Genomic DNA, 25,519 nt, shown 5'->3' with positions numbered 1-25,519 from the left:
CGGTCATCCGTGGCGAAACAAGGCTGGGTCCGTGGCAACCTGTGCCGCCACGGACCCGCAACCCGTCAGGGTTGCATGAATTTGCCGCCCTTGATAACGGCCGGAAGCATCGCCTCGGCTGTCCAGCCCTCGTGGTTATCGGCGCTATAACAGCCGAATCCAGCCGTGTAGACCTTGATATCGCAGGTCTGTTCCAGCGCATCGCGCAGGGCTGGGCCGCTGAAATCTCCGTCCAGCTTTTCGGCGGCGGCGACGATGGCATGATAGGCGTTGGCGCCGAGAATCTCGCCAAAGCCCTGTGGCGGGGTGCCTGCCGCAGTCAGCAGATCGGCGAACTCCTGCAAATCTGGCGTCGGGTCGGCCCAGTTGGCGATCATGATCAGGTTCACGCCTTCACCGGCCTCGCCAGAGGCGTCGATGAAGCTTTGCTGAGCCAGCGCACCCTGTGCCCAGATCTGTGCATCGAGACCCACCTGCTTGGCGGCGCGCACGAAGGAGGCACCGAGCGCCGGGGCCGATGCCTGGATGAGGACCACTTCGGGTTCGGCGTTGCGGATACGGGTCGCTTGCGGCGTCACATCGGTCGCCGACAGCGGGGCCGAGACCGAGGCAACAAGCTCGAACCCAAGCGTATCTGCATCATGCTCAAGCCGGTCGTGCATACCCTTGCCATAGGCATCTTCCTGATAGAACAGCGCGACCTTTTTCGCACCGCCCTCCAAGGCGCGGGCGAGGAAGGCTTCACCGATAAGGCTGTCGCTAGGCAGCGCCCGGAATACCCAGGGGAAGAATTTCTGATCCGGCGAAACCACCGCATCGGTGCCATTGGGTGCCAGAACCGGAACATTTGCCTGTGCCGCTATCGGGGCGGCGGCCAGCGTGCCGCTGCCGATGGTTGAACCGATCACGGCATGGACTTTGTCCTGGAGGGCAAGTTGGCGCATGCCACGTGCCGCCTCGGTCGGGTTGGTTGCGTCATCATAGACCACAAGCTCGACCGGATGGCCGTTGATGCCGCCTTCGGCGTTGGTCTGGGCGGCCAGTGTCTGGATCGCATCGCGCTCGGGAATGCCGAACGGTGCGGCGGGACCGCTGAGGCTGAGGAGCAGGCCGATCTTCAAAGGCTCCTTTTCCTGAGCGGCAAGCGGGGCTGTGGCGATCAATGCCGCCGCGGCGGTTGTGCCGAGATATTTCAGCGTTCTGGTGATGGTATTCTTCATGATTTCCTCCCTGGAAAGAATGGGTCACGCATCGCGTGACGAGGTATTCTCGATCAAATCAAGAATGTCGGCCCGGTCGGCATCGAGCGCGGGTGGTCCACGCCGGATCCGGGCCGGGGTATCGGAAAGTTTCAGAGGATTGCCGACCAGCCGGACGGCCTCGCCACCCGGTAGCTGGGTGTCGATCAACAATCCGTTCGCGGCGATCTGCGGATGCGCCAGGGCTTCGGCAAGGCTCTGCGCGGGCGCGCAAAGCAGATCCCGACCCGCGACGCGGGCATAGGCATCCGCGGTACTCAGCGCGCGGAAGGCATCGCCCAGCAGTGCCTGAATCTCCTGACGGTGAACGCGCTGGTCATCGGGCGTTGCCAGATGTGGCGCGGTACTGGCATCCGGAACCTCCAGCGCCTGGCAGAGGAGGCGCAGAGGATTTTCACGGAAAAAGCCCAGCACGGTCAGATAGCCGTCCTGAGTCTCGAACACGAAGTTGGGTGCAAGATCAAACCATTTGGTGGTGGCACCATGCATCAGCGTGGTCGCTGCCTCGAGGCTTTGGATCGCCACGGCCGTGTCCAGCAGATTGATCGCCACCCGTTGCCCCTTGCCGGTCTTTTCCCGGCTGAGCAGCGCCAGCAGGATACCCTGCACCAGCGTCTGGCCCGAGGCATAGTCGATCGCCGGCGGGTTGACAAAATGCGGCTGCCCGTCGGCACCGGCGGATTCGCGCGCCATACCCGAGAGCGACTGGATAATCAGATCCTGACCGCCCGCCTTGTGCAAAGGCCCCGTTTCGCCAAAGCCCGAGGCCCAGGCATAGATCAGTCGCGGGTTGAGCTTGTGCAGCGCTTCGTATCCGATGCCCAGCCGCTCGGCCACTCCGGGGCGGAAATTGTGGACCAGCACGTCGGCGCGGGCCAGCAGGCCTATCAGCATCTCCATGTCTTCCGCCGATTTCGCATCGATAGCGATTGAGCGCTTGTTGCGGTTGGCGGCGGCGAAATGGCTGCTCATGATGCCCTTCCGCGCTGAGACCGGGTCGGAGGTGCGCAGCACCTCGCCTTTGCCGGCGCGTTCCACCTTGATTACATCCGCACCGAAATCGCCCAGGATCTGCGCAGCAAGCGGGCCTTGATAAACCTCGCTCATGTCGACAACGAGAAGCCCGTTCAGAACATCCTTTTCCATGCTGCGCCTCCTCAGTCCGACAGGACTTGTTTGGCGATGATCAGTCGCTGGATTTCGTTGGTACCCTCGTAGATCTGGGTGATCTTGGCGTCGCGCATCATCCGCTCGACCGGATAATCGCGCAGGTAGCCGTAACCGCCATGAAGCTGTACCGCGTCCACCGCCACGGACATCGCCGCGTCCGAACACGCCGTCTTGGCCATCGAGGCGAGTTGCCGCGCTTCGGGCCGGTCGCGCAGCGAATACTCCACCGCGCGATAGAGCAGCGCCCGCGCGCCTTCTACCCGAATGGTCATATCGCCGATCTTTTCCTGGATGAGCTGGTAGCGCGCGAGTGGCTTGCCCATCGACTTGCGCTCTTTCACATAGGCCACTGCCTGATCGAGCGCGCCCTGGGCGACGCCGAGTGCCTGTCCCGCGATGACCGGCCGCGAATGGGTAAGCGAGCGGGTCATCCGCGCCATACCCCCGGTCGGTCCGCCAACGACCCGGCCCTGCGGGATGCGGCAATCGTCAAGGTTCACATCCGCGGTGGGTGAGCCTTTCAGCCCCATCTTCTGTTCGTTTTCGCCAAAGCTGATGCCGGGATCGTTCCGGTGCACCATGAAGATGCCGAATTCGTCCCCTTCGGTGCGGGCGACGACCAGATACCAATCGGCCCAACCGGCATTGGTGATGAAACGCTTGGTGCCGTTCAATACCCAGTCTTCGCCTGTGGCCACCGCGCGGGTGGTCATGCCCGCCATGTCGGTGCCGCCCTGCGGCTCGGTGATGCACCAGGCGGTCTTCAGCTCGCCCGAGGCCACCGGCGGAATGACCTCCTGCTTCAGCTCATCCGAGCCATACCGCACCAAGGGATCGAGCGTGCCCCAGCCCAGCGTCATCGTGAGCGCCGAGGAGGAGCAGACCCGCGCGATCTCTTCCACCGCGATTACCTGCGCCATCAGATCACCGCCGCCGCCGCCGTATTCCTCGGGCAGGCCGAGACCGACGAGGCCGGTTTCGCGAAAGATCTTGAATTGCTTTTCCGGCGGGCCGCCGGTGTAGTCAAGCTCAGCCGCCAGCGGTTCGATCTTGTCGCGCGCGATGCGCTGCACGGTGTCGCGAAACGCTTCGTAAGTGTCCCAGTTCTGTGCCTTCTCGTTCATGTCCTTACTCCTCGGTCAGACGCGGCCTTGGCGGTTCGGGCACGCTTGGGTGGCCATTCCAGGCTGCGGGTTTTTGCCTGTGCGTTCGCTTCGACCAGGTTCGCGATGTCGGTGGGTGAAAGGCCCGCCTGCGTCAGCACCTCATGTGTGCGATCCGCCATGTTGAGTGTCGGGAACGGCGCGCTGTCGCCATCGAACTTGGGGGCAAGCGGGACGGTGGTCGGGGCATTGCCCAGGCGGTGACGGGCCTGGGCGTCTGCGGCGATCTCATCCGGCCGAAGCACGGGCGTCACGCAGGCTTCGGCTCCGTCAAACACCGCCGCCCACTCGTCGCGCGTGCGGGTGGCGAATGCTTTGGTCAGACGCGCCTCGAGCTCGGGCCAGAGGTCGGGCTCCATGTGATAGGGCACGGGATCGTCGAAACCCAACACATGCCAAAGATTGGCAAAGAAGGCCGGCTCCAAAGCCCCGACGGCCATATGGCCACCCTCGGCGCAGGCATAGCAACGATAGAAAGGCGCGCCGCCGTCCAGCAGGCCCTGACCGCGCGCCGGCATGAAATCTGTGCCCCACATGTCCGCATGCATACCCATCATCGACAGGCAGCCATCCATCATTGCCGCGTCCACCTGACGGCCCCGCCCGGTGCTCTGGCGGGCCACCAGTGCGGCGAGGATTCCGGCCACGGCAAAGAGGCTTCCACCAGCGAAATCGGCTACCAGATTGAGCGGCACCTGCGGCGGCGCGCCTGCCGGGCCGACCGCACCGAGCACGCCCGACGCAGCAAGATAATTGATGTCGTGCCCCGCTTCCTGCGCGCGCGGGCCGTCCTGGCCGTATCCGGTTAGCGAGCAATAGACCAGCCGCGGGTTCAGCGCCGAAAGCTCGGCATACCCCGCGCCAATCCGCGCGGCGACGCCAGGCCGGAATCCCTCCATCAGGACATCGGCGGTCTCAACCAGCCGGTGCAGCGCACGGCGACCGGCCTCCTGCTTCAGGTCAAGACGGATCAGCGTCTTGCCGCGGGCGAAAACCGGGGCGACGCCGGCATCGCCGCCCGCACCAACGGTGATCACCTCCGCCCCCATATCGGCCAGAAGCATGGTGGCATAAGGGCCGGGCGCCAGACGGGACAGGTCGATGACGCGGATTCCCTTCAGCGGGCGTGGAGCATGCTCATTCATCTCAGGCAACCTGTTCTTCGCTATTGTCGGGGCCAAGATAGGCCTCCATCAGACGCGTGCGGTCCGACAAGATTTCAGGATCGGCGCGGAGCGAGACCTCGCCCTCGGCCAGCACCACAACGTGATCGGCCAGCCGCGCGGCGAAGGCGGCGTTCTGCTCGGCCAGCACCACGCCGATGCCATGCGCCGCGATGCGACGGATCGTGTCTTCGAGCGTGTCGTAGACGGCAGGCGCAAGGCCCTGGGTCGGTTCGTCGAGCAGCAGCACCTTGGGTTGCTGGCTCAACGCCATCGCCAGTGCCAGCATCTGCTGTTCGCCGCCGCTGAGCATGCGCGCTTCGCTGGACAGCCGTTCATGCAGCCGCGGGAACAGCTCGCGCAGCTCGTCCCGCAGTGCATGCAGTGCCGCGCCCGACAGCCGCCGCTGTGAAAGCTCGAGGTTTTCGAGAACACTGAGTGTGGGAAAGATATTGCCGCGAATTTCGGGCACGAAGCAGATGCCCTTCTCCGCCCGGCGATGGGCCGGTAGCGAATGGATCTCTTCATCCTCCATCCGGATCGAACCGCTGGATTTGACCAGACCGCTGATCGCACCCAGAAGGCTGCTCTTGCCCGCACCATTCGCGCCCAACAAGGCAACGACGCCCGAACGCGGCACATCCAGATCAATGTCGAAACAGACCTGAATTCGCCCATGACGTGCCGTCAGCCCGGAACAGCGCATCAGTGGCGCCTCGTCCGGGGCAGACTGCCGCGCGGCCGGACGGGGCGGCGTGTCGGCGCCAGACGAACCCAGGTAGATGCGGATGAAATCCGGCCTTTTACTGACTTCGTCCGGTGTGCCGTGATCCAGCATGCGGCCGTTTTCCAGCACTGTTATCTGGTCCGACAGATCGGAGACGAAGCGGAAATTGTGCTCGACCAGCAGAACCCCCACCGCATCTCCGGCCAGTCGGCGGATCTGTGCCTTGAGAACGTCCTGTTCGGCGTGCGACAGCCCGGCCGCCGGTTCGTCGAGCAGGATGAAGCTCGGTCCGCCCATGACGGCGCGTCCCACGTCGATCAGCCGGACTGTGCCCATCGGCAACTCGCCCATGGTTTGACTGGCCAGGTCACCGAGGTTCAGCTCCTCCAGCACCGAATAGGCGCGCTCTTCGATCTCGCGCGCCTCGTGCCGGCCCAGCGGTGTGCCGAGGCAGGCGTCCCAGAGATGCGAGGACATCGACACCACGCCACCGGATTTCACCGCCTCGAGTACAGTCGATTCCGGGTCGATCCGAGGTGTCTGAAAGGTGCGGCACAGGCCCGCTTGCACCCGCCGGTGCACCGGCAGGTTCGAGATGTTCTGACCGTTAAGCTTGACGCTGCCCTTCTCGATCGGAGCAAAGCCCATGATTGCGTTGAACAGGGTCGATTTCCCCGACCCGTTTGATCCGACTACGGCGGCGATCTGGCCCGGCGTCACTGTAACCGACACGCCGTCGAGCGCCTGAATACCGCCAAAGCGGACCGAGATATCGGTGGCTTCGAGTTTCATCGCTGGCCTCCCTTGGCTGCGCTGCGGGCGGGCAGCAGATCGCGCAGGCTCATCAGTCCTTTGGGCGCGATCAGCAACACCAGAAGAAGCGCACCGCCGTAGAACATGCCGGCGGATTCGGCACCCGGCAGGAGGGTGGAAAGCAGGGTGAGCGCGACAGCACCCAGAATGGGGCCGAGCACGGTAGTCACGCCGCCGACCATGGCCATCAGCAGGACCGAGATCGACATCGACGATCCCAGCGAATCGGGCCCGAGGTAGGAGATGTAATGGGCATAAAGCCACCCGGCGAGGCCTGCGATCCCGGCGGAAAGGCTGAGCGCCACACTGCGCGCATGGGCGACGTCGATGCCATCGGCAGCGGCCCGCAATGCGTCGTTGCGCACCGATTTCAGCCCCGCGCCATAGGGCGAGGCATAGAGCAGGGTCAGCATCAGTGTGACCAGCGCGACAATGCCCCAGACCAGTCCGTGCAACCATCCGGCGTCCATCGGGCCAGGCAGTGGCGGCAGGCCGGAGAGGCCAATATAGCCGCCGGTGAAATCTCCGCCCTCACGCAGCACGATGTCGAACATCGAACTGAACAGCAGCGTCGCCATGGCGAGCCCGAGATGGGACATGTTTGTGACCAGCCGGGCGAAGGGATAGGCGAATGCCGCCGGCAGCGCGACCGCAACCAGCAGCCCCACCATCGGTGGTGCACCGTAGTGAGTGCTGAGGATCGCAGTGCAGTAGGCTCCGAGCGCGGCGAAAGCCGCCTGAGCTACCGAAAGGATGCCGCACAGGCCGAAGGAAACCCCGACCGACAATGCCATGAGCGCATAGATTGCCATCAGCACCGAGGTATCGAGCCAGAACAGATTGCCCGCGATGAAGAAGCCCGCGACGGTCGCCAGCGCGACGACGATCAGTGTGGGACGGAATGTCAGCCAGCTCATACCCGTCCTCCCACCACATCGGTGCCGCGCAGCGATTTGGTCGCAAGAACAGCGAAGATGAACAGAAGCGGCAGCAGCGTCGCCAGGCTGGAGGAGGCGAAACCGGCGCTCAACGCCTCGATCACACCGATAATCAGTCCACCCCAGAAGGCGTGGAGCGGCTTCTCCAGACCAAAGAGGATCGCGGCCCCAAGCGAGGTGATCGTCAGCGGCACGGCCGAGGAAAACATCAATCCCGCGCCATGAAGCAGCATCAGCCCGGCCACTCCGGCAAGCGCGCCGCCGAGAATGAAGGTCAGAAGCTGCACCCGCCCCACGGCAATCCCGGCAATTGCCGCACCGCGCGCATTGTCTGCACCGGCGCGCATCACCCGGCCCAGTGCCGTGTGGTAAAGCACCAGATAAACAGCCCCGGCGAGCAACACGCCGATGGCGGCCGAAACCAGCGATTGGCGCGACAGCAGGATGCCGGCCAGATCCACCGGCGCGGCCGAGGTCATTTTGACGAAGGGCGATTTGCCATAGAAGGTAAGGACCAAGCTTTCCAGCAGGATAGCAAAGCCGAAGCTGGCGAGGATGACGATCAGCCGGTCTCCCGCGTAACGCCGCATCAGCAAGAGCGAGGCAAAGCCCACCACCGAGGCGCAGGCCATGGCGGCCAGAATGGCGAGCCCCCAGCCCAGCGGTCCGCCGATGGTAAAGCCGATGGCGGCGGCCAGAACCACATATGCGCCGATGGCGAGATCCACGGTGCCAGTAGTAACGAAGATCAGACTGATCGGAATGGCGATGACCCCATAGGTCACGCCGAGCAGCAGTCCGCGCAGGACGAATTCGAGAATTTCCATGGGATCAGACCTCTACCGCGCGGCCGCTCAGCTCATGGGCGGCCAGCAGGAAGAAGCCCTGGCCGAAGGGGGTCCAGCCGAATGGCACACCGGGCCCGCCGGGCGGCACCGCAACGCCGGGAACCATGCCAGCTTCAGTCACCGATCCCGCGACCACCTCAAACGCGCGCCAGGCGCTTTCCATATAGCTGTCTTCAAGCAGTCCGAGCCGCACTGCCTTGGCCACCGCATAGGCATAGATCAGCGTGGCCGAGGCCTCTTTCTTGCTCCCAGGTCCGTCGAGCACATGGCGGAAATAGCCCGAGCGATCCTGCAACTCAGCCATCTTGTGGATGGTGCGCAGCCCGGTTTCAGCGATGAAGTCTCGGCCCGCGTGCGGCCCCATCATTTCCAGAAGATCGACGGTGACGGCGATCAACCAGCCATTGCCGCGTGCCCAGAAGGTGGACTGCGGATAGTGGTTCGGCACTTCGCACCAGGCATGGCGGGACAGGCCGGTGAAGGGATCGACAAGTCGTTCGACCGCCACGCGATGCTGTCTTACTGCCTCGTCGATATAGGAGGGGTCGTCCTTGATCTGGCCGTAGAGCACCATGAAGGGGGTCATCAGATAGACCATGTCGATCCAGAGTTCCGGCCCCTCGCCCCGCGACCAGAATCCGCCAGAGGTGGTGCGCGGCGTATTCATCAGCGCCTGCATCTGCAGTTCGGCGGCTTCCAGATAGCGGGCATTTCCAGAGCGCTGGTAATAGCGCAGCAGCGGCAGCGCCAGGCTGCTGGTCAGCGGCGCGGTGGGCGTGAAGGTCTTGATGTGCCCCGGAGGCGCATCATAAGTGTCGGCATAGTTCAGGTTGCCGTCGTCGTTCTGGGTGGCAACGGCACGGTCCATCCAACCCTGGGCGCTCTCGACCGCTTCTGGATCGTTCCAGGCCAAGATGCCCGACAGCGCCACGGATTTCTCCCAAGGGTCGCGCTCTTCGTGGTTTTTGAGGGTGAACGTCGTCACACGGCGTACGAGTTCCACAATACGATCTGCGTTCATTCCGCTCCTCCTGCCGGCAAAATCCGGTCCTCCCGGGATATCACCTATTTACATACCTTGGCGTATGTATGTATTTGTGAGGCAGTGAGCCTGTCAAGTGGCAAAGTCGATTGCATGTCTGGTGCGCAAGGCTGACGAAGGTGCCTTACGGATGTAGAGTGCTGGACACCGCGACGTCAGAGCAGTCTAAAGAGCAGACTAAGAACAAAGGGTCCCGATCGAATGCAGCGCTCCAAGCCCCGGAACAAGAAAGAGATTTCGCGCGAGAAAAGTCTGGCGCTGATCAAGGAGACAGCGACGCGGCTTTTCGTCGAGCAGGGTTTCAACAACTGCCACGTCGAGGGGATCGCGCGCGCCAGCGGGTTCACCAAGGGCGCGGTCTATCACTATTTCTCCTCCAAGGACGCCATTCTGGAAGCCATTCTGGAAGAGATCGAAGTCAGCATCTTTGAGAGTACCGAGAAGGCGACAAGCCTTCCCGGCGATAACAGCACCGCGCGGCTTGTCGCCTTTCTGAACGGTCAGGCCAGCTATGCGATGCGCAACCCTGCGCAATTCAGCCTGCTGGTTTTCAGTTCACTGAATTTTGCGAACTCCGAAGGGGTGATCGGCGACAAGGTGCGCGCGATCTTCGAGCGCCTGCAGGGTGAGTTGGAGAACCTGATAGAAGAAGGGCAGGAGCGTGGCGAATTCACCAAGACACTTGGCACCGTAGATTTCGCCCGGGTGATTGTCGGCTGTTATGTCGGTAATGTCGTGGAATGGCAGCGGAGCGGTTTTGTCCCCGAGATCGGACGTTCCCTCGTCAGAGGCGTCCGGTACATGATCCTGAGCGCGTTGGTATCCGACTAGGCAAACATGTGTCGAAGCATGAAGCTCTCACCTTTTTCGCCGTCACCGGGTGATGTCAGCTTAACGGAGATGAGTGTGCATTCTACTGGCTCGAAGTGATCATGCGGTGATCCCGGCCATGCCTTTCCAATGTGCGAATGCCCTGAGGCGATGCAGGTGGACGTCAAGGGCTGTCAGGCGTGGCGGCTGCTAAAGAGGAATTCAACCGTGTCGCCAACACTGTCTATGGCACGGTAGAGATGCATCCACTGCCCGCGCACCTTGATAAAGGTTTCGTCAAGGTGCCAACGGCCAGTGACGGTGCGCTTGCACTGCTGAAAACGTTTCAGCAGCTGAGGTGACAAGTGAACGACCCAGCGGTGAAACATCGAATGATCGACGCTCAGGCCGCACTTGGTCATCATCTCTTCAGGATCACCCAGGCTGAGATCGCGGGCGAGGTACCAGCGTACGCACAGCAAGATCACTGATCGGCCGAAATGGCGGTGATTGAACGTCGAGAACTCCCGGAAATATCGAGAGACAATTATCGGCCGCCGATTGGCGAGAGTTTGCGAAACAACCGTTTAATACGTGTCTATCAAATATTCCGAGCGGCTGGCCGAGGCAGGCTTCGAACGTCCGCTGGAAGCTCGGCGACGGCGTTGCTGTGTCAATCAAGGTCTTTCATGAGGATATGGACCGCACAGGCCTGGGCATCATTCGCTTTGCTGCCGCCCATGATCTGCGCCAGTGCAACCGAAGGAGCCTTTACCTGCCGCGCATCTGCTGTGCCGCGCAATTGGGTGGTCAGCTCGAAAATCTGCGCAAGCCCCGAGGCTCCCGGCGGATGTCCCCGCGCAAGGAGACCCCCGCTTGGATTTATTGGGATCTGTCCATGAATGCCGGTCGCACCGCTTTCGGTGAATGCACCGCCATCGCCGCGCTTGCAGAAGCCGAGCGTTTCACAATGGACAATCTCGGAAATGGTGAAGGCGTCATGGACTTCGACCACATCGACATCGAGGGCGCTGATTCCGGCGGCCTTGTAGGCTTGCTGAGCGCAGAATGCCTCACTTTCCCAATAGGTCATGTCGCGCTTCGGATCGTAGTCCCCCGAGGCGAGCACAGATGCACCGATGCGCACCGCGCCGCCCATGGTCCGTTCGAGCCAGTCGCGCGAACAGACGACAGCTGCGGCGGCGCCGTCGCTGTTGGGGCAGCATGAAAACAGCGTTAGCGGTTCGGCGATCATCGGCGAGTTCAGCACGTCGTCGAGGGTCATTGGTTTGTTGAACTGGGCGTAGGGATTGAGCACACCATTGTCATGGTTCTTCACAGAGACGAGCGCCATCTGCTCGGCGGTCGTGCCGTATTGCGACATGTGGCGTTGGGCTATCAGGGCGAAGGTTCCGGGAAAGATGTCGCCTAGCTGCGCCTCGAACGTGGCTGTTCCGGCCGCCAGCACCGTGCCCTTTGGCATCACGGCCTTGTCGACACCAAAGGCAAGCACAACGTCATGGATGCCATAAGCCACATCGCGCCATGCGAGATGCAGCGCCGTGGCCCCTGTAGCGCAGGCGTTTTCAACATTGATGACGGGAACCCGGGTGATGCCAAGCTCCATGAGCACCGACTGGCCAACCCCTGAATCCCGTTGCAAGATGCCGGCAAGCGCACTGCCGCAGTAAGCAGCCTCGATATCGCTGGGCAGCACACCCGCATCGACAATGGCCTTGATCGATGCCTCACAGGCGAGATCGGTCAGTGTGCGGTTTTCGTGTTTACCAAAATCGGTCATGCCGACGCCGGAGACGAAGGCGGGCCTGGGAGGTTGCCAAGTCATTGTGCTACCTCTTCTTCAGGCGCAAAGCCATAGCCGAGAAGGTCGGGAAGCGCCTTGGCATCAATTTTGGCAAAGACCAGCTTGACCTTCTGACCGGGACGCCAAGCTTGACCTTCGAGGCCGAAAAGGGGCGCGAATATCCGAGCATCATCGGCCGGCAAATCGACATAGCCATAGGCATAGGGCGCAGCATGGCCGAGGCCCGAGGGAACATGCACCACGGTTGCGCTGTAGATCTCACCTTTGGTCGAGAGCACATGGCGATCGGGACCGGCATCCAGTGGACATTTTCCGCAGGCGGCTCGCTTGGGGAAGGTGATTTGACCGCAGCTCGGGCAACGTCCGCCAACAAGCGCAATGGGGCGGCCTTCGGTGTCAAATTCAAACAGACCGGGGCGCATCGGCTCCAGATCCCTCAGGTTGATCTTGCCGGGCATCTCAGATCGCTCGCTCTTCATGTTTCCAGAATGGTGCACGCAACTGGGCCTTGAGTACTTTCCCGGCGGTGTTCTTCGGAAGTGCCTGTTCGAACAGGACACGTTTGGGTTTCTTGTATCCCGCAAGATGCTCCGCACAGTAGGCAATAACCTCACCCTCGCTGAGCACGCGCCCTTCTTTGACCACCACCGCAGCACAGACGGCTTCGCCATAGACCGGATCAGGGATACCGAATACAGCCACTTCTGCCACATCAGGATGGGTCAGCAACGCAAGTTCGATCTCACGTGGATAGATGTTTTCGGCTCCCGAAATGATCATGTCTTTCTTGCGATCCACGAGCAGGAAGACCCCATTGTCGAGGTTGCGAGCCATATCGCCTGTGTAGATCCAGCCATCCCGGATGGTTTCGCGGGAGGCCTCCTCCTTGCCCAGATACCCGATCATGCCTGTGGGCGACTGGCGCCAAATGAGCTCACCGACCTCGCCGGGGCGCACGTCCTGATCCTCAATGTCGACAATGCGCATCGCGGTAATCGGCAGGGCACGGCCCGTTGCCTGTGGATGCGTATCGTGATCCTCGGGTGTCAGCACGGCTGTCATGCCGACCTCTGTCATGCCATAAAACTGATAGAGTGCAGCACCGAATGTGGCCTTCACGCGGGCATAAAGCTTGGGCGCGATGGGAGACGAGCCGTACCAGATTTTGCTCAGGCTGGCAGCATCATGCCGCTCCTGTGCATTAGCGCCAAGGATCATGGCGAGCATGGTCGGAACCCACATTGTAACAGTGATGCCATGTTCCTCGACGATTGAAAGCACCCTGTCGGGGTCGAAGCCGCGCGGCAGGATCACAGCGAGCGCACCGAGCGAAAGCGCAGGCAAGAGCTGTGCGATCAACCCCCCATTGTGAAACAGCGGCAGGGCGACAAGCATCTTGTCTTCGCTCACCAGATTTCCGGCGTTGGCGATAGCTCGAATATTCGCGAGATAGGCGGAATGGGACAACAAGGCACCTTTGGGAAAGCCTGTGGTGCCGCTGGTATACATTACCATAGCGGGCCCCGAGGGGTCGGGGCGGGCCGGAGTGAACGTGCGGTGTGGCACATCAAGCAACGTTTCCGCCCTGGGGACTTCGACAATTTGGGTTGCAGCGCCATCGTGAGTCACCGCATCCTTGGCCAGTTTGGCATAGCTCGGGGAGGTCAGCAGAAATCGCGGTCTGGCATCGCTCAGCACATAGGCGATTTCATCCGATGCGAAGCGGAAGTTCACCGGCACAAAGATAGCGCCGATTAACGTGACCGCGAAAACAACCAAGGGAAACTCAAGGCTGTTCTCATCGAGAAAAGCGATGTAATCGCCCTCCTGTGCGCCCTCCTCAACGAGTTTGGCCGCAAGCGCCACTGATGCGCGCAAGAGCGCGCTGAAGGTCAGGCTTCGATCTTCAAAAATTATGGCTGTCTGGTCAGGATGCGCATTCGCACTCCTGATCAGGATGTCATGCAGATGGGTCATCGGCCAAGCCCTTCAGGAAAGGAGAGCGCTTGCCGAGGCTTCTGCGCATATAACTATCGGTGCCCATTTCGAGCGTCGAAGCTCCATCAATGGGCATCGTCACGCCGTTGATACGGGCAGCGGCGGGGCTACACAGATACGCGACAAGTCCGGCTATATCGGCGGGGGGCACAAGACTCCCATCCGGGGTCGCGTCGAGCGCCGTCTGAATGAACCGGCTGCCCTGATCGGCGAGCGAACGGTTGATCTCGGTGCCCACCATGCCAGGCGCAATGGCGTTTGCTGTGATTCCGAAGGGGGCGAGTTCCTTGGCTGCGGTCATGGTCAGGCAAATCATCCCGGCCTTGGCCGCCCCGTATTCGCCGCTGCCCACGGTGCCGCGCAGCCCGGCAACCGAAGCAATTGACACGATGCGGCCAACATTGCGGGGGATCATGCGGCGAGCTACCGCGCGCACAAGGTAGAACGAGCCGGTGAGATGCACATTCAACGTCCGCGCCCAGACATCATCGTCCAGATCGACGAGAAGCGAGAAGGGGCCGGGTACACCCGCGTTGTTTACGAGGGCACCGAGCGGACCGAATTCCGCTTCGATATCGGCGACCATCGCATTGACAGCCGCGGCGTCGGAAATATCTGCCAGAAACGAGCGTGCCCGATGTCCGGCGGCGGTCAGCATGGCAACGCAGGCGTCGGCAGGCTCTGCCTTGATGTCGTTCACCGCAATGGCGAAGCCAGCGCCAGCCAGCGCTTTGGAAATTTCGGTGCCTATGCTTCCGCCGGCACCCGTTACAAGCGCAACCTGCTGTGTCATGCAGCTCCCCCACCCAGATAAAGTTTCCGCACCTTGTCTGACTCCTTCAATTCCTTGGCTGTGCCGCTCATGGTGACGCGGCCCAGTTCGAGCACATATGCCCGGTCAGCGATTTTAAGAGAGGCCGAGGCATTCTGCTCGGCCAGGAGTACCGTCAAGCCTTTCGCGCGCATCTGAACGATCGCGTCAAAGATCTGGCTGACCACTTTAGGAGCGAGACCGATAGAGGGTTCGTCCATGAGGACGATCTGCGGGCGGCTCATGAGCGCGCGCCCAATGGCCAGCATCTGCTGTTCGCCGCCGGACATGGTCATTGCTTTTTGGTTCTGCCGTTCCTCAAGGCGCGGGAAAAGCGCAAAGATCTCCGCCATATCCGATGCCATTTTGCTCCGGTGGGCGCGTTGCGAATAGGCCCCGAGTTGCAGATTATCGCGCACACTCATGTCATCGAACAACCGCCGGTTTTCGGGCACGACGGCGATACCGAGTGCCGCGCGGCGCGAAGGAGCCTGTTTCAGCAGGTTGGTCTCGTTGAGGAAGATCTCGCCTGCGCTGGGAGGAACCAATCCGGCGCAGGTCTTGATCAGCGTAGATTTGCCCGCACCATTGGAGCCGATCAGCGCGACGATCTCACCCGCCTCGACCTTGAGAGAGACGTTCTTCAGCGCTGAGATATTACCGTAGGAGACGGAAAGATCGCGTAGATCAAGCATCGTCGTCACTCCCGAGATAAGCCTCGATCACTATTTCCGAGTTCTGGATTTGCGAAGGCGTACCTTCTGCGAGCCATTGTCCGAAGTTGAGAACAAGCACCTCATCGGCCAGGCTCATGATAAAATCCATGTGGTGATCAATGATCAGAACGGTGGTGCCAGTGCCACGGATTGCACGCACCATCTCACCCAGTTCCTTGGTCTCGGTTTCGTCGAGACCCGCAGCAGGCTCGTCCATCAGGATGAGCTTGGCTCCAGTTGCCATGGCCCGCGCGATCTCGACGTAGCGTTGCTGCCCGAGCGGCAACTCGCTTGCATTGCGGTGCTTGATGGACTGGATACCTGCGAAATCGAGCCATTTTTCGGCCCGCGCGCGCAGCTTTTCCTCTTCACGCCGGGTATGACGCAGACCCAATCCACAAGCAAGGAATCCCCCCTTATGGAAGCGGTGCCCGCCGAGCATGGCGTTTTCGAGGATCGAGAGCGAGGCAAAGACACGCGGCTGCTGAAACGTTCGCGCAACACCTGCTGCCCCGATGGCGGCGGCGGGAAGCCCTGCAATGCTAACACCGTCAAGATGAATGTCGCCTGCCGACGGACTTAACGTTCCAGCGATGAGGTTGAACAGCGTCGTCTTTCCCGCACCATTCGGCCCAATCACAGACTTGATCTGCCCCGGCGCGACGGAGAAGCTGACATCGTTGAGTGCGGCGAGACCACCGAAGCGTTTTTCAAGTGCAGAAACCCTAAGCATCACGCAGTCCTGCCGTACTTGTTGCTACGGGCGAGATCGATCAGGCCGGGCAATAATCCACGCGGGAAGACGAGCATCACCGCGATCAGCGTCACGCCGAGGATGATCTTTTTGTAATCGGCAAAGCCCAGTGCGTATTCGTTTAGCAAGGTGATCAGCACCACCCCGACCAGTGCACCCCACAGCCGGTCAAAACCACCAAGTGCCAGCACCATGATGATTTCGATGGCGAACATGATCGAGCCAGTGGCAGGGGTCACAAATCCGACGAAATGCGCATAGAGCGCGCCGCCGACACCGGCAAAAACCGACGAGATGATATAAATTCCGATCTTGTATTCCGCCGCCTGGATGCCCAGCGAATCCACGATTGGCTCTCCTTCACGGATCGCTCGCAGGGCACGGCCGATGCGGGACGACGACAGGTTCAACGCAAACAGGAGCAACAGCGCTGTAATCGGCCAGTAGATGTAGTAATATTGAATGTCGCTGGTCGCCTCGCGCCCAAGAGCGCCCATCGCCGGGATGTTGAGCATGCCTTGCATGCCGCCGGTAAGCCCGCTCCATTCTTTGATTACAAGCTCCACGATGATCGCAAAACTCAGAGTCGCGATGGCGAGGTAATGCGAGCGCAGTCTCAGCACAACGGCACCGATCGCAGCCGCAACCAGCGCCACGATCATCTGCGCCAACAAAGTCGAGAGCACCGGGTTGATCCCGATGTTTGTCGATAGAATTGCCGAGGCATAGGCTCCAATGGCGAAGAAAGCCCCGTGCGAGATCGCAAGCTGGCCAGAAAGACCACTGAGCAGTGATAATCCCATAGCGGGCAATGAGAGAATAGCTATGAAGATCATCATGTTCAGGTAGTAGCCTATGCCGAAGACCACGGGGACGAGAAGTATTGCGGTCAGGAATAGGGCAACTCGCGCCGTGTTCAAATGGACCGCATCTTGCTTGATGAAGGTGAGAATGGACATCTTTCGACTTCCTGAGCGCGACATAGAGTGGATTACTGACGGGTCAGGTCTTCGTGCTGAAGACCGATCTCGTTGCGACCGCCGACCAGGCCACGGGGCAGGAATAGAAGCACGAGGATGATAATGGTGAAGGTCGGAAGCTCTTTGAATGCGCTGGATCCGACAGTGACCGTCACGGTTTCGACAAATGCGATCAGCAATGCGCCAAAGAGTGCGCCGGGGATGCTGCCCATGCCGCCGAGCATAGCGGCAGTGAACCCCTTTATGGCAAGCAGCATGCCACTATTGGCGTCGATGGTGGTGAGCGGCGTGGTCAGGATGCCGCCGACCGCGCCGAGCAGCCCAGATAGTGTAAAGGACAAGAGCACAGTGGCCTTGACCGGGATGCCGACCATGGTGGCGGCGGCCTGATCCAGGGAGCAGGCCCGCATGGCCTTGCCCGCCATGGTCGAGCGCATGAACCATATCAGTCCGGCAATGCAAATCGCGGTCACCCCGACAATCCAGAGTGCTTGCGGCGATATGGTGGCGTCCAGAATGCGGATCGGATCTTCACCCGAGAACGGCGCGAACCGGTGCGTGTCGCTATCCCAGATGCGCGCGGCAATGCCCTGTGTGGCTATGGACGCACCGATGGTGATGATGAGCACGCCTATGAGCGAAATCCGCGCGGCAAGTATTGAGGTCAGCAGGGTGAGCAGTGCCGCATAGAACAGCACCACCACGAGCGCTACGGCGATTGCGGTGGTGAGCGGCCAGCCCATACTCCCGTATAGGCTGGCAACTGTCATGCCGCTGAGCATGACGAACTCGCCCTGCGCAAAGTTGATGACCCCCGTGGCACTGTAGATCAGTGACACGCCGACAGCGATGAGTGCATACATACTGCCCACGGTCAGCGTGGTCATGACGATCTGGATGAGATCAGAGACGATCAAGGAGGTCATCATTAGCTCCTGTTACTTGACGATATGCCAAGCGCCCGATCGGACTTGGTAGACGATGACGCTATCGGTCCCAAGTCCTGCGTGATCACTTTCAGAATAGGTATAGATGCCACCGAGACCGACGTAGTTCGAAGTCGATTCAATAGCGTGGCACAACGCTTTGGTTTCAGTGCCCACTTGACCGATGGCTGCGGTCAGAATCTTGAACGCGTCATATGCGCCAGCCCCAAACTGGTTGGGCGCTTCGCCGAACGCCGCCTCGTAGGAAGCACGGTATTCCTGGATGACTGCTTTCTGCGGATCGTCGTCGGGAAGGCTGTCAGCGGCCTCAAATTTGGCACCTGCCGCGAGCATCCCCTCAGCATTTTCGCCGGCTCCCTTAAGCACTGCAGGCGAAAGCGCGGCGTGACTGTGAATGAGCGGGATTTCAAGTCCAATCTGACGCACGGTATTGGTCACGATCACTGGAGCACGCGACGATGACCAGTTGATCAGCGCCTGTGCATCGGAGCGTTTGACTTTGTTGAGCAGCGGAGCAAGATCTGTGTCCTCCATCGAAAACCGTTCGTCGAACACAATCTCGATCCCTGCAGCACTCGCTTGCTCCTCAAGCTCCCGATGCCCTCCGTCGCCAAACCCGTCTAGTGTCGAAATTACAGCGATCTTCGTCAGACCCGCACTGACGAGATATTCATAGAGCTTGGACACAACGATAGCGTCATCCGCCGGCAGCTTGAACATGCAGTCGGTCTGTGGATCGACAGAAGCCCGGGTGGCTGAAAGCATCAATGTTGGAACCCCAGCACGGTCGAGCGCTTGCTTTACCGCCACGGCCTCCCAGCTTGCTATGGGACCAAGCACCGCGTCGACCCGGTCGCTTTTCACCAGCCGATTGACCACTCTTACGGCAACATCCGGCTTGCCTTCCGTGTCGTAGTAGATCATCTCCACCGGGCGGCCATTGATGCCGCCAGCGGCGTTTACAGTATCTACCAGAACATCGAGGGTGCGTTTGCCAGCTTCGCCTGCGAAGGCTCCTGGTCCGCTAAGGATTAGTGGCGCGCCAAATCTGATCGGGGCGCCATCTTGCGCAAAAGCGCTGGTGTAAGTCAGAATGCTCGCGCCAAGCGCCAGCGCGGTGAGACTGAGTTTTTTGATATTCATTGCATTTCCTCCCTGAAATTGTGGTGCCGTCCGTCGCGGCATTTAGGTTCGAAGCAAGCCAGACAATGCAAAATCGACGGTCTGGTCGGCTATTTCGTCCAAAGACATCGGCCCGTTCGGGCGATACCATTTGAAGACAAAATTGATGATTCCAAGAATGTTGAAGGTACAGACCGACGGGTCCCGGTTCTTGATCTTGCGATCAACGACAAGCCCTTCGATGCAGTCCCTGTACAAGTCGAAAATCTGCCGCTCACGCTGACGCACTTCTTCAGCGTGGACTGGACCAAGCTGTTGCTTGTCCTCCGTCACGAGTTTGAACTCGCGAAAATCGGAGCGGCCCAGCAGGATATGCGCACGGATCGCGCTACGCAGCCCCTCAACCTTGTCGCCCTCGCTGTCTAGCTTGGATTCGAGCAATGCCGAGAGGCGTTCGTTGAAATCCTCGATCAGCGCAAACAGGATCTCTTCCTTGTTGACGAAATGGTAGTAGAGCGCCGCTTGCGTCACACCCATCTCGTTCGCGATGTCACGCATTGACGCGGTTGCATAGCCGCGGTCGTAGAAGTGCTCACAGGCTGTCTTGAGTAATTCGGAGCGCCGTCTTCCGCCTTTCTGACGGTTCGATTCGACATTTTTGGCCTGGGCGGACAAGCTTCTCTCCCTAAAACTTAACGGTCGTTTAGTAAGTAATATCGAGTGTTCGGCTTCCGGTCAACTCCTTCTTGTGCTTCCGCAGGCTGTGGGAAGGGGCTGGAGGTTCTGTTGCAAACTCCAGCAGGGTCGAGGGCCCTCAATCCGGCGTATCTTCCAAGCCTATGATTGGCCTGCCAGTCCGCTTGGAATTGATGCAGGGATAAATTTGCGACATTTTGCGAGCGTTGATGCTGGCATCAGCCGCTGTATGGTGCGTACAAGCTCGATAAGGTGATAGGGTGATGTCAGATTAAGTGCAGCTGAAGCTTAACCGTTATCTGGTCATCATGAACCTGAACCCTGTCAGCTCCAAACCCCACCGTTTGCCAGCCGCCGTGATCGCTCAGACAGCTTGGCTGGGTGTTGTCACATCAACCTGAATGCGATTGCCTACGTCTCGGGTTGGGCTTGGATTTCGGCGATGCAGGCACCAGATGTCAGGTTCAAGCGTCGCCGTTTTCCGCCGCAAATCGTTGCTCACGCAGTTTGGCTTTACCCGCGGTTCAATCCGAGCCTGGGTGAGGTTGAGGAAATGCTGCTTGAGCGTGGGATCGACGTTTCCTATGTGACGGTCCGTCGTTGGATCGCCAATTCCGGCCCCCAGATTGCACGCAACCTGCGACGACGGCAGGCTTGACCCGGCGATGTTTGGTATCTGGACGAAGTTGTCGTGAAGTGCGCTGGAGAAAAGTTCTGGCTCTGGCGCGCGGTCGGTCAGCATGGCACCGTTCTCGGACAAAATTCTCAGAAGCGCCGCGACAAAAGGGCAGCCAAGCGCCTGTTAGGCGCACGGATGAAACGCTGTGCTCGGTTAAGGCGATGCCACCCGCTGACACATTTTCGCTGGCGTCGGATGGCTCCGTCTGGCTGCAACAGGCTTTAGGACTTCAAGGCCAAAGCCCCGGCTGCGGCGATCATCGCACCACCCGCAACCCGTTGCGCTGCGCGCCGGTAGGGCCATCGCTGCGAAGCCTTAGCTATGGTGGTCGCGGTCAACGCATAGGTGATCTTGACGCCCGCAACTGCAATCACCGTGATGGCCGCAATCAAGGCAATATCGGCAATCGTCACAGTGGTCAGGTCGACAAAGACGGGGAACAGCGCCGCATAAAACAGGATCGCCTTCACATCACCGAGTGTCAGCCCGATCCCGGCAGCGAAACTGATCCACAGGCCGCCCGGCCGACCGCCCGCGCCGGAGCCATTTATCGCGGCAGGCTCGCTCCGGATCAGGCTGATCCCGAACCAGACAAGATAGGCTGCGGCGGCGTAGCGCAGCACGGCGAACAATGTCCCCATCGCCTCAGCCATTGCGGCCAGCCCCGCAACTGCAAGGGCAACAAAAACAAGATCACCCATGGCAATCCCCAGTGAGGTAGCAATGCCATGGCGCACGCCATGGGTTGCCGAGCGGACGACAACCAGTGCTACACTTGAACTGGGCAACGCTGCCAGCGCGATCATGGCCAGGAAAAGTGACAGCGATCCCGTGAACGTCATAAGCATATCCTCCAGCCGTAGATCGGCGAACAAGGCGGCAGGTTAAGATCAGAGTGCCGCGGCTGCAAGTTGCAGGGTTGAAGATGCAGTGTGGATCGCGGCAATATCGTCTTTCTTGCCCGTGGGCGGCATATCCGCACCGAAAGCAGGCGGCTAACGGATAACCGGGGGAGTGGATCGAGATGACCAAAGCTACGGCAGCCCGGATCATCGCGGCAGCGGAGACCCTGTTCTACGAACACGGGCTGCGCAGCGTTGGCGTCGACGCGATTGCCGAGCGCGCTGGCGTGACGAAACGCACCCTCTATAACCACTTTCAGAGCAAGGATGCCCTGATCGCCGCTTATCTCGAGGCACGCGACAGCGCGACGGTGGAACGGTATCGCAACTGGCTGGGCGATCCCGTCCGACCGCTGCCAGAGCGCGTTGCAGGCATGTTCGCCGCCCTTGCCGATCACGCCCGAAACCCCAAATGGCGTGGCTGCGGCTTTACCCGCGCAGCCGTCGAATTGGCCGGTCAACCGGGACACCCGGCGGTGCTGATGGCCGCACGGCACAAGAATCGCTTCGCCGCCTGGCTGGAACAGGAACTTCGTGACGGTGGAGCGCGCGACCCGCGGCCGCTGGCGCTGCATCTCGCCATGATGATAGAAGGCGCGATCGCCTATATGCTCATCAACAGGGATACTTCCTACGCCCTTTCGGCCGGGGACGCTGCCGCCCGACTTGTCGCGCACGATCTGTATGGCGAGCGCCAGTGCACCACGAAAACCGTCTCGCAGCCTGAAGCCGCCGTTGAGGCCAGCGGGCATCAGTTTACCCACAAGTGAATGTCTTCTTGCCCGCAGATCCCTAAGCTCGGCATTTTCGGCGGGGGGACATCAGATGGCAGAACGAACCAGCGGTACTTGGACACCCGCTCTTTTGATCTCATTGGTGGCGGCAGGGACGATCTTATCGCTATCGATGGGACTTCGACAAAGCCTTGGCCTCCTGATGGAACCGATGGTGCGCGGCGGTGCGGTCACTGTTGCGACCTTCGGCTTCGCGATGGCGTTACAGAACCTGGCTTGGGGGATAGGCCAACCCTTCATGGGCGCGCTCTGCGACCGGTATGGCGGGCGGCTCGTCGTGGCCGGCGCCGCCGTCCTCTACTGCGCCGGTCTGGCAATGATGCTCTCGGGCAGCCTAATCGGCCTTTACATCGGCAGCGGACTTTTCATCGGACTTGCGGTGGCGGCAACATCACACGGCGTGCTTGTCGGCATCATCTCGCGGCTCGCCTCCCCTGCGATCCGGGCCACGGCTGTATCGATACTCGCCGCGGTCGGATCGCTCGGAACCTTTATCGTCGCGCCGGCAACTCAAGCCACAATAGAGCGGTGGAATTGGCAGGCCGCACTGGGCGGACTCGCGCTGCTGGCGGCCTCAATGACGGCGATGGCCCTGCTGTTTCGCCGCGGTGCGCCACCGTCCGAAGGCGAGCCGCCCCGCCCCGATGCCCGCCGCGCAATTGTCGAAGCCCTGTCGAACCGCAGCTTTGTCATCACGACCCTGGCCTTCTTTGCCTGCGGATTCCAGCTGATCTTCATTGCTACCCATCTGCCAAACTTTATCGCTATCTGCGGTCTGCCTCCGTCCGTCGGTGCCAATGCGCTAGCCTTGATCGGCATATGCAATGCCTTCGGTACGCTGCTTGCGGGATACCTTTGCCAACGCTTGGGAAACGGGCTTGTGCTGGCAATGATCTATCTGCTGCGCACCCTGTCGATCGCGCTGTTCTTCGCCCTGCCTGTCACCGTCGAGAGCACGCTCGTCTTCGCCGCCGCGATGGGCTTTCTGTGGCTTAGCGTCGTGCCTCCAGTCAGCGGAATCATCAACGGCCTGTTCGGTCCTGCAAATTTCGGCACGCTGTTCGGAGTGATGTTCCTCAGCCATCAGGTCGGTGCCTTTCTGGGCGCCTGGCTTGGCGGGCTGAGCTACCAATTCAGCGGCGACTATTCGATCAGTTGGCTCGCAATGATTGTCGTTGGAATGATCGCAGTGGCACTACAGCTTTCGGCTGGTGAGCGAGGAATGGGCGGGCACGAAAACGCGGCCCGATGACGCCCTTCTATCGACACATTGCGGTTTCAGCCAAAGCTCGTTTGGCGCAGCCGGTAGCTGCCTGCCATACAAGCCGGTCGTCTATCTGCCTGCTGGCCTCCTCTCGTCTTGCGTCGCGGGGCAGCCCATCCCGCTTCAGCCGCCGCAGGCATGCCGAGCTGCTGCATCAAATGCTCGCCAGGACGGTCACCGGCGCTATGGCAGAGCAGGCCGACGATCTCTTCGACCCTTCCCGTCCGGCGCACATATGAATCAGGCGCCGCCGGCAGACGGTCGGCGAACGTTCGTCGAGCGGTATGACTTTCCATTAAACCGGGCCGTTCCACATATGAGGAAGAACCCTGTCCGGCGGACGCGGTTCGTTCTTCGCCGTGTTTGCAGGCGCCCTGATGGTCCAGACGCTCATGAGCGCAACGACCTTCCTCAATCTCAGCAATGCCTGGCAGTACTGGCTGGTGGGCGGAGCGACTCTCATCGCCGCCAGTCTGTACAGTCTTCGGGGCGTGTCTTTCTGGCGAGGCATGAATGGAGACCGCCGTTCCCGCAAGGCATTGCTTCGAGCAAATTGAACCTGCGTTCGAACGCTGTCTTGCATCAAGCCTTTGACGGGGGCGGATCTGATTGGGTTCTGTTGCAGATTTTTGATATGGCAGAGAGAGCCGTTTCGGATATGCGCTCAGAAGGCATCGGCCAGAGCGTGGAGTTGATCAGCAAGCGATAGGCTGGAGTTGCTGCTCTGATCCCAGAAAACTGGATCGTTTTTGAGTGGAGTTTTCCGCCGCAAATTCCAGGCTGGAAGCGATGAAAGCATCGAAGTTTTCGGACGCCCGGAAGGGTTCATTCTGAAGCAGGGTGAAGACGGTCGAGTCGTGACATTTCCGATCGTGCTGGCTGGCCTGATCGACCTCAAACTTGCGTAGACTCCTGTCGCAGGCGGCGTTGCATTGCCTTGCTTTCCTCCAGGGACAGGCCGAAGTCATCGGTCCGCGCTCTCTCTAAAATGCGTTCGGTGACTGCGATTTCCCGACGCTGTCTTTGCCGACCGACTCGACTATGACATTCATCTTCTATTGCGCCATCCAGACATGACAATTCCCTCATGCGGTCTCGTCTACTTCTGCCAATGCGGGACCCAGTCGCCGTCCATCCGCAATGCCAGTCCGGCGGCATCTTCCTCGAGCTTGACGACATGGAGTTCACCCTTGTCGCCGCCATAGGTCTCGTGAGCCTTTCGGAACCGGTCGTGCACCAGCCGTGTGACGCTGGCTTCGGTTTGCGCCGCATCGCAGGCGCCGACAATCAGGCCCAGGTCCTTCATGCAAAGATCCAGCGTGAAGGAGGGGTCGTAGTGACCCTGGAACACGGATGGCGCGTCATGATGCATGCACCAGCTGTTTGAAGCGCCTATCTTCAGCGCTTCCCATGCCCTTGCCAGGTCGACGCCCGATTTCACCGCCATGACAAGAGCCTCACCCATCGCGGTGGCATGAATGGCCCACAATTGATTGCTGGCCAGTTTGGTGATGCAGCCGGTCCCGTTCGGCCCCATGTAGTGGACCGGACCCATGAGTTCCATCATCGGGCGCAGCCGCTCGACGGTGGCCTCGTCCCCACCGGCGAATTGCGTCATGTCGCCATTACGGGCGCCGTCCACGGCGCCGGTCACCGGCGCATCGATGGCCCGGCCGCCTTTGGCTTCGACATCACGCGCCAGCGCCCTGGCGAGTTCGGGATCGTTGGTGGTCATGTCGATCCAGACCTGGCCCGGTCCGATCGCGGACAGGATTCCGTTCTCGCCCCGAACGACCGCTTCAATTTGCCTGGGGCCGAACACCATCGTGTAGACGACATCCGCGCCCTTGACGGCCTCGGCCGGGGTATCGGCCCATTTAGCGCCGAGCACGATGTGCTCCACGGCGCGCTCGCGATCAAGATCGCAGACGGTCAACTCATGCCCGCCCTTGATAAGGTTCAGGGATGCCGCCCCTCCCATGGTTCCAAGTCCGATAAATCCGATACGCATGTCGTCCGTTTCCCTGTTGCGAATGAAGGGCGTCCGGGAGTGTTTCCGGAGCCGAGATCGAGGGCAAGATATGTGAATTGCACAACT

At 60.6% G+C, this 25,519-nt stretch carries 23 protein-coding genes and 2 pseudogenes; 4 read left to right on the top strand and 21 right to left on the bottom strand.

Going from position 1 to position 25,519, the window contains the following annotated elements; genetic code table 11:
* Positions 1-65: 65 nt before the first annotated feature.
* The 8 genes from O4H62_RS22565 to O4H62_RS22530 are packed head-to-tail and all read right to left on the bottom strand — an operon-like array spanning position 66 to position 9,102.
* The gene (locus O4H62_RS22565; RefSeq protein ID WP_269391118.1) at positions 66-1,220 is read right to left on the bottom strand and encodes an ABC transporter substrate-binding protein; all 1,155 of its coding nucleotides are present in this window, start codon (positions 1,218-1,220) and stop codon (positions 66-68) included.
* A 24-nt stretch (positions 1,221-1,244) separates the two neighbouring features.
* On the bottom strand, positions 1,245-2,405 hold the full coding sequence (locus O4H62_RS22560) for a CaiB/BaiF CoA transferase family protein (protein ID WP_269391117.1): 1,161 nt from the start codon (positions 2,403-2,405) through the stop codon (positions 1,245-1,247).
* Between the two features lie 11 nt (positions 2,406-2,416).
* Complete coding sequence (locus tag O4H62_RS22555) at positions 2,417-3,553, bottom strand: acyl-CoA dehydrogenase family protein (RefSeq protein ID WP_269391115.1); 1,137 nt, start codon at positions 3,551-3,553, stop codon at positions 2,417-2,419.
* Complete coding sequence (locus O4H62_RS22550) at positions 3,550-4,737, bottom strand: CaiB/BaiF CoA transferase family protein (RefSeq protein ID WP_269391114.1); 1,188 nt, start codon at positions 4,735-4,737, stop codon at positions 3,550-3,552. Before O4H62_RS22550 ends, O4H62_RS22555 begins: the two co-directional genes overlap by 4 nt.
* Before the next feature lies 1 nt (position 4,738).
* Complete coding sequence (locus tag O4H62_RS22545; RefSeq protein WP_269391112.1) at positions 4,739-6,274, bottom strand: ATP-binding cassette domain-containing protein; 1,536 nt, start codon at positions 6,272-6,274, stop codon at positions 4,739-4,741.
* Positions 6,271-7,212: a branched-chain amino acid ABC transporter permease gene (locus O4H62_RS22540; RefSeq protein WP_269391110.1), complete on the bottom strand. Its 942-nt coding sequence runs from the start codon at positions 7,210-7,212 to the stop codon at positions 6,271-6,273. Before O4H62_RS22540 ends, O4H62_RS22545 begins: the two co-directional genes overlap by 4 nt.
* Positions 7,209-8,060, bottom strand: coding sequence for a branched-chain amino acid ABC transporter permease (locus tag O4H62_RS22535; protein WP_269391108.1), 852 nt, complete (start codon positions 8,058-8,060; stop codon positions 7,209-7,211). The genes O4H62_RS22540 and O4H62_RS22535 overlap by 4 nt, the downstream gene beginning before the upstream one ends.
* A 4-nt stretch (positions 8,061-8,064) precedes the next feature.
* Positions 8,065-9,102: a glycoside hydrolase family 88 protein gene (locus O4H62_RS22530; RefSeq protein ID WP_269391106.1), complete on the bottom strand. Its 1,038-nt coding sequence runs from the start codon at positions 9,100-9,102 to the stop codon at positions 8,065-8,067.
* A gap of 222 nt (positions 9,103-9,324) precedes the next feature.
* Between O4H62_RS22530 and O4H62_RS22525 the strand changes: the two genes are divergently transcribed.
* Positions 9,325-9,954 (top strand): TetR/AcrR family transcriptional regulator, encoded by a 630-nt coding sequence (locus tag O4H62_RS22525; RefSeq protein WP_269391105.1) that lies wholly within the window; start codon positions 9,325-9,327, stop codon positions 9,952-9,954.
* Positions 9,955-10,142: 188 nt separating this feature from the next.
* Here the strand turns inward: O4H62_RS22525 and O4H62_RS22520 are convergent.
* From O4H62_RS22520 to O4H62_RS22470, 11 genes and pseudogenes are all read right to left on the bottom strand, one after another.
* Positions 10,143-10,481 (bottom strand): annotated as a pseudogene (locus tag O4H62_RS22520) (DDE-type integrase/transposase/recombinase); the annotation flags it as partial.
* Positions 10,482-10,606: 125 nt separating this feature from the next.
* Positions 10,607-11,779 carry a thiolase family protein gene (locus O4H62_RS22515; protein WP_269391104.1) on the bottom strand — a complete coding sequence of 391 codons (1,173 nt, stop codon included), beginning with the start codon at positions 11,777-11,779 and terminating at the stop codon, positions 10,607-10,609.
* Positions 11,776-12,216 carry a Zn-ribbon domain-containing OB-fold protein gene (locus O4H62_RS22510; protein ID WP_269391103.1) on the bottom strand — a complete coding sequence of 147 codons (441 nt, stop codon included), beginning with the start codon at positions 12,214-12,216 and terminating at the stop codon, positions 11,776-11,778. Before O4H62_RS22510 ends, O4H62_RS22515 begins: the two co-directional genes overlap by 4 nt.
* Before the next feature lies 1 nt (position 12,217).
* Complete coding sequence (locus O4H62_RS22505) at positions 12,218-13,735, bottom strand: class I adenylate-forming enzyme family protein (RefSeq protein ID WP_269391102.1); 1,518 nt, start codon at positions 13,733-13,735, stop codon at positions 12,218-12,220.
* Complete coding sequence (locus O4H62_RS22500; protein WP_269391101.1) at positions 13,719-14,549, bottom strand: SDR family NAD(P)-dependent oxidoreductase; 831 nt, start codon at positions 14,547-14,549, stop codon at positions 13,719-13,721. Before O4H62_RS22500 ends, O4H62_RS22505 begins: the two co-directional genes overlap by 17 nt.
* Positions 14,546-15,262: an ABC transporter ATP-binding protein gene (locus O4H62_RS22495; protein ID WP_269391100.1), complete on the bottom strand. Its 717-nt coding sequence runs from the start codon at positions 15,260-15,262 to the stop codon at positions 14,546-14,548. The genes O4H62_RS22500 and O4H62_RS22495 overlap by 4 nt, the downstream gene beginning before the upstream one ends.
* Positions 15,255-16,016, bottom strand: a complete 762-nt coding sequence (locus tag O4H62_RS22490; protein ID WP_269391099.1) for an ABC transporter ATP-binding protein — start codon at positions 16,014-16,016, stop codon at positions 15,255-15,257. Before O4H62_RS22490 ends, O4H62_RS22495 begins: the two co-directional genes overlap by 8 nt.
* Positions 16,016-16,996, bottom strand: a complete 981-nt coding sequence (locus tag O4H62_RS22485) for a branched-chain amino acid ABC transporter permease (protein WP_269391098.1) — start codon at positions 16,994-16,996, stop codon at positions 16,016-16,018. Before O4H62_RS22485 ends, O4H62_RS22490 begins: the two co-directional genes overlap by 1 nt.
* A 32-nt stretch (positions 16,997-17,028) precedes the next feature.
* Positions 17,029-17,943: a branched-chain amino acid ABC transporter permease gene (locus O4H62_RS22480; RefSeq protein WP_269391097.1), complete on the bottom strand. Its 915-nt coding sequence runs from the start codon at positions 17,941-17,943 to the stop codon at positions 17,029-17,031.
* Between the two features lie 12 nt (positions 17,944-17,955).
* Entirely contained in the window at positions 17,956-19,107 is a 1,152-nt protein-coding gene (locus tag O4H62_RS22475; RefSeq protein ID WP_269391096.1) for an ABC transporter substrate-binding protein, read from the bottom strand.
* Positions 19,108-19,149: 42 nt separating this feature from the next.
* Positions 19,150-19,761, bottom strand: a complete 612-nt coding sequence (locus O4H62_RS22470) for a TetR/AcrR family transcriptional regulator (RefSeq protein WP_269391095.1) — start codon at positions 19,759-19,761, stop codon at positions 19,150-19,152.
* A 463-nt stretch (positions 19,762-20,224) separates the two neighbouring features.
* Between O4H62_RS22470 and O4H62_RS26555 the strand changes: the two are divergent.
* Positions 20,225-20,605: pseudogene (locus O4H62_RS26555) on the top strand (IS6 family transposase); the annotation flags it as partial.
* Between the two features lie 77 nt (positions 20,606-20,682).
* On the opposite strand, the gene O4H62_RS22455 reads toward O4H62_RS26555, so the two are convergent.
* Complete coding sequence (locus O4H62_RS22455; RefSeq protein WP_269391093.1) at positions 20,683-21,303, bottom strand: LysE family translocator; 621 nt, start codon at positions 21,301-21,303, stop codon at positions 20,683-20,685.
* 182 nt (positions 21,304-21,485) lie between these two features.
* Between O4H62_RS22455 and O4H62_RS22450 the strand changes: the two genes are divergently transcribed.
* Both O4H62_RS22450 and O4H62_RS22445 read left to right on the top strand, forming a co-directional pair.
* A complete protein-coding gene (locus O4H62_RS22450) occupies positions 21,486-22,133 on the top strand; it encodes a TetR/AcrR family transcriptional regulator (RefSeq protein ID WP_269391092.1) in 648 nt (215 codons plus the stop codon).
* 55 nt (positions 22,134-22,188) lie between these two features.
* The gene (locus O4H62_RS22445) at positions 22,189-23,409 is read left to right on the top strand and encodes an MFS transporter (RefSeq protein WP_269391091.1); all 1,221 of its coding nucleotides are present in this window, start codon (positions 22,189-22,191) and stop codon (positions 23,407-23,409) included.
* A 1,111-nt stretch (positions 23,410-24,520) separates the two neighbouring features.
* Here the strand turns inward: O4H62_RS22445 and O4H62_RS22430 are convergent.
* A complete protein-coding gene (locus O4H62_RS22430; RefSeq protein WP_269391090.1) occupies positions 24,521-25,432 on the bottom strand; it encodes an NAD(P)-dependent oxidoreductase in 912 nt (303 codons plus the stop codon).
* Positions 25,433-25,519: the final 87 nt, after the last annotated feature.

This window comes from Parahoeflea alexandrii, from assembly GCF_027214025.1.
GTDB classification, from domain to species: Bacteria; Pseudomonadota; Alphaproteobacteria; order Rhizobiales; family Rhizobiaceae; genus Hoeflea; species Hoeflea alexandrii_A.
This window is presented reverse-complemented; position numbering and strand designations above follow the sequence as displayed.

What these genes read in the sequence shown, in the direction of transcription:
- O4H62_RS22475 (WP_269391096.1), bottom strand. Translation starts at nt 19,107, where the DNA reads ATGAATATCAAAAAACTCAGTCTCACCGCGCTGGCGCTTGGCGCGAGC.
- O4H62_RS22505 (WP_269391102.1), bottom strand. Translation starts at nt 13,735, where the DNA reads ATGACCCATCTGCATGACATCCTGATCAGGAGTGCGAATGCGCATCCT.
- O4H62_RS22485 (WP_269391098.1), bottom strand. Translation starts at nt 16,996, where the DNA reads ATGTCCATTCTCACCTTCATCAAGCAAGATGCGGTCCATTTGAACACG.
- O4H62_RS22500 (WP_269391101.1), bottom strand. Translation starts at nt 14,549, where the DNA reads ATGACACAGCAGGTTGCGCTTGTAACGGGTGCCGGCGGAAGCATAGGC.
- O4H62_RS22560 (WP_269391117.1), bottom strand. Translation starts at nt 2,405, where the DNA reads ATGGAAAAGGATGTTCTGAACGGGCTTCTCGTTGTCGACATGAGCGAG.
- O4H62_RS22445 (WP_269391091.1), top strand. Translation starts at nt 22,189, where the DNA reads ATGGCAGAACGAACCAGCGGTACTTGGACACCCGCTCTTTTGATCTCA.
- O4H62_RS22450 (WP_269391092.1), top strand. Translation starts at nt 21,486, where the DNA reads ATGACCAAAGCTACGGCAGCCCGGATCATCGCGGCAGCGGAGACCCTG.
- O4H62_RS22555 (WP_269391115.1), bottom strand. Translation starts at nt 3,553, where the DNA reads ATGAACGAGAAGGCACAGAACTGGGACACTTACGAAGCGTTTCGCGAC.
- O4H62_RS22545 (WP_269391112.1), bottom strand. Translation starts at nt 6,274, where the DNA reads ATGAAACTCGAAGCCACCGATATCTCGGTCCGCTTTGGCGGTATTCAG.
- O4H62_RS22535 (WP_269391108.1), bottom strand. Translation starts at nt 8,060, where the DNA reads ATGGAAATTCTCGAATTCGTCCTGCGCGGACTGCTGCTCGGCGTGACC.
- O4H62_RS22530 (WP_269391106.1), bottom strand. Translation starts at nt 9,102, where the DNA reads ATGAACGCAGATCGTATTGTGGAACTCGTACGCCGTGTGACGACGTTC.
- O4H62_RS22480 (WP_269391097.1), bottom strand. Translation starts at nt 17,943, where the DNA reads ATGACCTCCTTGATCGTCTCTGATCTCATCCAGATCGTCATGACCACG.
- O4H62_RS22490 (WP_269391099.1), bottom strand. Translation starts at nt 16,016, where the DNA reads ATGCTTAGGGTTTCTGCACTTGAAAAACGCTTCGGTGGTCTCGCCGCA.
- O4H62_RS22430 (WP_269391090.1), bottom strand. Translation starts at nt 25,432, where the DNA reads ATGCGTATCGGATTTATCGGACTTGGAACCATGGGAGGGGCGGCATCC.
- O4H62_RS22525 (WP_269391105.1), top strand. Translation starts at nt 9,325, where the DNA reads ATGCAGCGCTCCAAGCCCCGGAACAAGAAAGAGATTTCGCGCGAGAAA.
- O4H62_RS22565 (WP_269391118.1), bottom strand. Translation starts at nt 1,220, where the DNA reads ATGAAGAATACCATCACCAGAACGCTGAAATATCTCGGCACAACCGCC.
- O4H62_RS22510 (WP_269391103.1), bottom strand. Translation starts at nt 12,216, where the DNA reads ATGCCCGGCAAGATCAACCTGAGGGATCTGGAGCCGATGCGCCCCGGT.
- O4H62_RS22455 (WP_269391093.1), bottom strand. Translation starts at nt 21,303, where the DNA reads ATGACGTTCACGGGATCGCTGTCACTTTTCCTGGCCATGATCGCGCTG.
- O4H62_RS22495 (WP_269391100.1), bottom strand. Translation starts at nt 15,262, where the DNA reads ATGCTTGATCTACGCGATCTTTCCGTCTCCTACGGTAATATCTCAGCG.
- O4H62_RS22550 (WP_269391114.1), bottom strand. Translation starts at nt 4,737, where the DNA reads ATGAATGAGCATGCTCCACGCCCGCTGAAGGGAATCCGCGTCATCGAC.
- O4H62_RS22540 (WP_269391110.1), bottom strand. Translation starts at nt 7,212, where the DNA reads ATGAGCTGGCTGACATTCCGTCCCACACTGATCGTCGTCGCGCTGGCG.
- O4H62_RS22515 (WP_269391104.1), bottom strand. Translation starts at nt 11,779, where the DNA reads ATGACTTGGCAACCTCCCAGGCCCGCCTTCGTCTCCGGCGTCGGCATG.